Genomic DNA, 4429 nt, shown 5'->3' with positions numbered 1-4429 from the left:
TCTCGATGAGGTGACCGATCTGGTCTTCGCCGCCTATGTCGAGAAACCCACAATGGCCGAAACCGTCGAGCCAAATGCCAGCATGTTGAGAAATGCGCTCGACGCTCTCGTAGCGGGCGACGTGCCCATTCAACGTGTCGTACTCGCCGGCGGTGCCAAGTCCTACGGCTTCAGTCTCGGCGCGTTCAACGCTCCAGCGAAGGAGACGGACCCACGCCTCATTGCGCCGATCCATTACCACCAGCAGGAAGACATGCTGGCTGAGTGGGCCGCCGAGACCGGGGCGAGCTGGACGGTTTTGCGTCCCCATCTGGTCATGGGACCAAGCCTGAACTCGCCGATGAACCTGGTTACCAGTCTCGCGACCTATGCCGCGATGAGTCGCGAACTGGGGTTGCCGTTGCGCTTTCCCGGCACCAAAGATGGATGGAACAGCCTCCAGGAGACAACTGACGCTGAACTGTTCGGCCGCGCGACATTGTGGGCTCTGGGTGAAGACAAGGCACGCAATGAGATCTTCAACGTGTCGAACGGTGACGTCTATCGCTGGAGGCAACTGTGGAGCGAGCTCGCCGCCTTCTACGATCTGCCAGTCGCAGAGCCGCTCGCGATGTCGACTGTTTCTGAGATGAGCGAGAAGGCTCCGTTGTGGGATTCGATGGTTGCCCGCTACGGCCTGCACCCCACGCCCTATGAGCAGATTGCGAACTGGTCGTTCGTGGACTGGATGCTCAACTTCGGTGAAGAGACCATCCAGAGCACAATCAAGATCCGTCAGGCGGGCTTTGCGGATTGCATCGACACCCACCAGAGCTTCAGGCGGCAGCTCACGACACTCCGCCAACTTCGCATCATCCCCTGATGGTCCCACTCGGGTTGCCGCAGCAGCTGCGACCAAGCCGAAGGAAACCTCACGCGCTAGGAGGCACATCATTGTGGGAGCAAAACCCTACGGGCAACTGCAGTATCGCAACGTCAATGGGTACCGGATGGCCTACGTCGACCAAGGCGACGGCGACGCCATCGTCTTTCAGCACGGCAATCCGACCTCGTCCTACCTGTGGCGCAACGTGATGCCACACCTGGAAGGGCTGGGCCGGCTAGTGGCATGCGATCTCGTCGGAATGGGCGGATCGGACAAGCTGCGCCCGTCGGGCCCGGCTCGCTACAACTATGCCGAGCACCGCGACTACCTGTTCGCGCTGTGGGACGCACTGGATCTCGGCGACAACGTGACACTCGTGCTCCACGATTGGGGTTCGGTCCTCGGCTTCGACTGGGCCAACCAACACCGCGACCGTGTGCAGGGGATCGCGTTCATGGAGGCCATCGTGACCCCGCTGACATGGCCGGAATTCCCCGGCGCGATCCGCGAAGTCTTTGAGGGCTTTCGCTCGCCGCGCGGTGAGCCAATGGTGCTGGAGCAGAACGTGTTCATCGAGCGTGTCCTACCCGCCCAGATCCAGCGCGAACTCTCCGACGAAGAGATGGACCATTATCGGCGACCCTTCGTCATGCCAGGCGAAGGTCGTCGGCCAATGTTGTCGTGGCCACGCAATCTCCCGATCGACGGCGAGCCGGCAGACGTGGTCACGGTCGTCAATGAATATGGCAGCTGGCTGGCGGCAACCGAGCTGCCCAAGCTGTTCATCAATGCCGAACCGGGCGCCATTGCCCACGGCCAAGTTCGCGACCTCATCCGATCCTGGCCCAACCTGACCGAAACGACCGTCAGCGGAGTTCATTTCGTTCAAGAGGACAGCCCGGATGAGATCGGTACCGCGATCGCAGAGTTCGTGCGCAAGCAACGCCACCGACCGTGGGCGAATGGTCAGACGGCGGCACGGCGGTCGTGCGTTGACAGCGGTGGCGAGTGCAACTAATCTGGATTTAGACAGCTCGGTCTAATCGAATTGCATCGGTCACATCACCCGAGGGCGAGAGATGGCGCGACCACGTCCACCACGCAGCACAAAATAGGAGGATCAACTGATGTCAAGACTGGATGGCAAGGTCGCCGTAATCACCGGCGGCAGCAGCGGGATCGGGCTGGCGACCGCACAGAGGTTCGCCCAAGAAGGCGCCCACGTCTTCATCACCGGGCGCCGACAGAGTGAGTTGGACACGGCCAAAGCGTCGATCGGCGACGGCGTGACCACCGTCGCAGGCGACGCCACGATCTCCGCGGACTTGGACAAGCTCTTCGCAACGGTTCTCTCGGAGAAGGGCGCGCTGGACATCCTGGTGGTGAACTCGGGGCGGGTAGAGCCCGAAGAGTTGGGGAAGATCACCGAGGAGAACTTCGACCTCACCTTCGACCTCAACGCCCGGGCAGCCCTGTTCACGGTGCAGAAGGCGCTGCCGCTGATACGCAACGGCGGCTCGGTCATTCTGGTCGCCTCGATCGCGGGCTACGTGGGCATTCGCGGCTACAGCACCTACAGCGCCACCAAGGCCGCGCTGCGTTCCTATACCCGGACGTGGACCCGCGAGTTCAACGACCGCGGCATTCGGTTCAACACGTTGAGCCCGGGCCCGATCGACACCCCCATCATGGACGGTCAGGCCGACTCGCCGGAGGGCGCGGACGCGATCAGGGCGGCGTTCGCGGCGGCGATACCGCTCAACCGGATGGGGCGCCCGGAAGAGATCGCCTCCGCCGCACTGTTCTTGGCGTCCGATGACAGCAGCTTCGTGGCCGGCGCCGAACTCAGCGTCGACGGCGGGATGGCGCAGGTCTAGAACGACGCGCACGACGGAGAAAGCGCGGTCGACCTCAATCGCCGGACCCATACAGCGCCGGATCGGCTATCTCTTCTCAGCCTGCTGCTTCGGGGCAGGTGTAGCGCTCGATGCACTCCTCGATCGAGGGTCATTGCGTACCCGGCTGCGAGACAGGTGATTGGCACAGCAGTTCGGAGATCGTCCAAAGCCGCTCGGCACGAAGTGGATCTGTCGCATAGGGCATCACGCTGTCGCTTACCGCGCAGTCCTTGAGGTAGAGACCTCCAAGACCAGTCAACTCGTCGGACACTGCGGCCCACACGGAGGTCGCCGCGCCCTGTTCCGGCGGGATGACCTCGAGCTTGGGACGAGGTGCGGACGGCTCGCGATCATTGTCGCCCAGCGCCATCATCGCCTTCATGTCGTCACGTGACATGTATCGCGACAGGGAGGTGGCCACCGTGCCGGGGTGCACGGCGAAACACCTCACACCGCTGTCCCGATACCGCGCATCCAGGGCGACCGTGAACAGAACGTTGGCCGTCTTGGACGCACCGTAGGCGTGGAACTTGTCGTAGGGCCGTCGCTCCCAGTTGGGGTCGTCAAGGTCGATGTCGGAGATCTGATGACCGTCCGAACTCAGATTCACCACCCGCGCCGACCCCGCGTTGAGCAGCAGCGGCATCACCCGCCGCGTCAGCTCGAAATGACCGACGTCGTTGACCCCGAATTGGAGCTCAAAGCCATCCTTGGTTCGTTGGAAGGGCGTGAACATCACTCCCGCGTTGTTGATCAGGACATCGATGCGCGGGAAGCTGGCGCTGATTTGAGCGGCGGCCGAACGAACGCTGGCCAGGCTGTCGAGCTCTAGCTCGACCGTTTCCACGGCCGCGGCGGGCGCGTCGGTCGTGATGGCTTCAGCCGCGGACCGAAGGCGCTGGGGGTCCCGGCCGGCGAGGACGACGGTGGCGCCGGCGGTCGCCATCCCGCGCGCCGCCACCAGTCCCAGTCCGCTGGTACAGCCGTGGTCGCAACGGTTATTGCGGCTGGCGGGTACATCCGCTTTGCTGCTGGCAGCAAGGGGTCATTGGGGCCAGCGTCAACGACAACTGATGCCCAACGCAGCGATTCTGGAAGCTATGGCCACGCTCCCTGCCGAGACTCTCACGCCGGTGCTGCGCGGCGCCGGCCGCTGCGGGTCGTCGGCGCCTTCGGTGACGGCGGCGATCGCCGAGATGGTGCCGCGCATCGGAGGGTGTCTCCCCGCCCGCGGAATTCCACTCATCCCGGAAGCCGCCGTCGGAGCAGTTCTCGCGCTCCATCGCATCAAGGCATCGGATTGCGTGCTTGCGTGGTGACCTGCACACGCTGCGGGACGCCGGCGCCGAGCACGCGGCCATGTGCGCCAGGATTTTCGACAACGGGAGTGCCTTATGACCCATGCAGTTGTGGTCGGAGGATCGCTTGGCGGGCTCACCGCGGCGCTGGTTCTGCGGGACCAGGGATGGGACGTAGACGTTCTGGAACGTAGTCCCATTCCGCTGGAGGGCCGCGGCGCCGGGATCGTCGCGCACCCGATCACGGTTCGTTACCTCGTGGAGCGGTCCGGTACGGCGAGCGGCGACAGCGGCGTGCCGGCGAGCAGGCTTCGGTATCTCGACGGCGAGGGCGCGTTCGTCGGCGTACGTCCCTGCTCAGATCGGTT

General features: G+C 63.9%; 6 protein-coding genes. 5 read left to right on the top strand and 1 reads right to left on the bottom strand.

Annotated features, from left to right (window positions below):
• The 3 genes from QOI01_RS27795 to QOI01_RS27785 all read left to right on the top strand — a co-directional run.
• Positions 1-862: Rossmann-fold NAD(P)-binding domain-containing protein (locus tag QOI01_RS27795; RefSeq protein ID WP_526386373.1), on the top strand; the 862-nt coding region annotated here is incomplete at its 5' end.
• A gap of 67 nt (positions 863-929) precedes the next feature.
• Complete coding sequence (locus tag QOI01_RS27790; RefSeq protein WP_526386374.1) at positions 930-1883, top strand: haloalkane dehalogenase; 954 nt, start codon at positions 930-932, stop codon at positions 1881-1883.
• Between the two features lie 109 nt (positions 1884-1992).
• A complete protein-coding gene (locus tag QOI01_RS27785) occupies positions 1993-2742 on the top strand; it encodes an SDR family NAD(P)-dependent oxidoreductase (protein ID WP_526386372.1) in 750 nt (249 codons plus the stop codon).
• 130 nt (positions 2743-2872) lie between these two features.
• Here the strand turns inward: QOI01_RS27785 and QOI01_RS27780 are convergent, their stop codons facing one another.
• The gene (locus QOI01_RS27780; RefSeq protein WP_526386371.1) at positions 2873-3709 is read right to left on the bottom strand and encodes an SDR family NAD(P)-dependent oxidoreductase; all 837 of its coding nucleotides are present in this window, start codon (positions 3707-3709) and stop codon (positions 2873-2875) included.
• Positions 3710-3836: 127 nt separating this feature from the next.
• Between QOI01_RS27780 and QOI01_RS27775 the strand changes: the two genes are divergently transcribed.
• Positions 3837-4082, top strand: a complete 246-nt coding sequence (locus QOI01_RS27775) for a hypothetical protein (protein ID WP_526386370.1) — start codon at positions 3837-3839, stop codon at positions 4080-4082.
• Positions 4083-4157: 75 nt separating this feature from the next.
• Positions 4158-4429 (top strand): FAD-dependent oxidoreductase (locus tag QOI01_RS27770; protein ID WP_526386369.1); only part of this gene is annotated, 272 nt, incomplete at its 3' end.

The organism is Mycobacterium sp., assembly GCF_032162605.1.
In the GTDB taxonomy this organism is placed as follows: Bacteria; Actinomycetota; Actinomycetes; order Mycobacteriales; family Mycobacteriaceae; genus Mycobacterium.
Note: the sequence above shows the minus strand (reverse complement) of the source record. Positions and strands in the feature narration are given on the sequence as shown.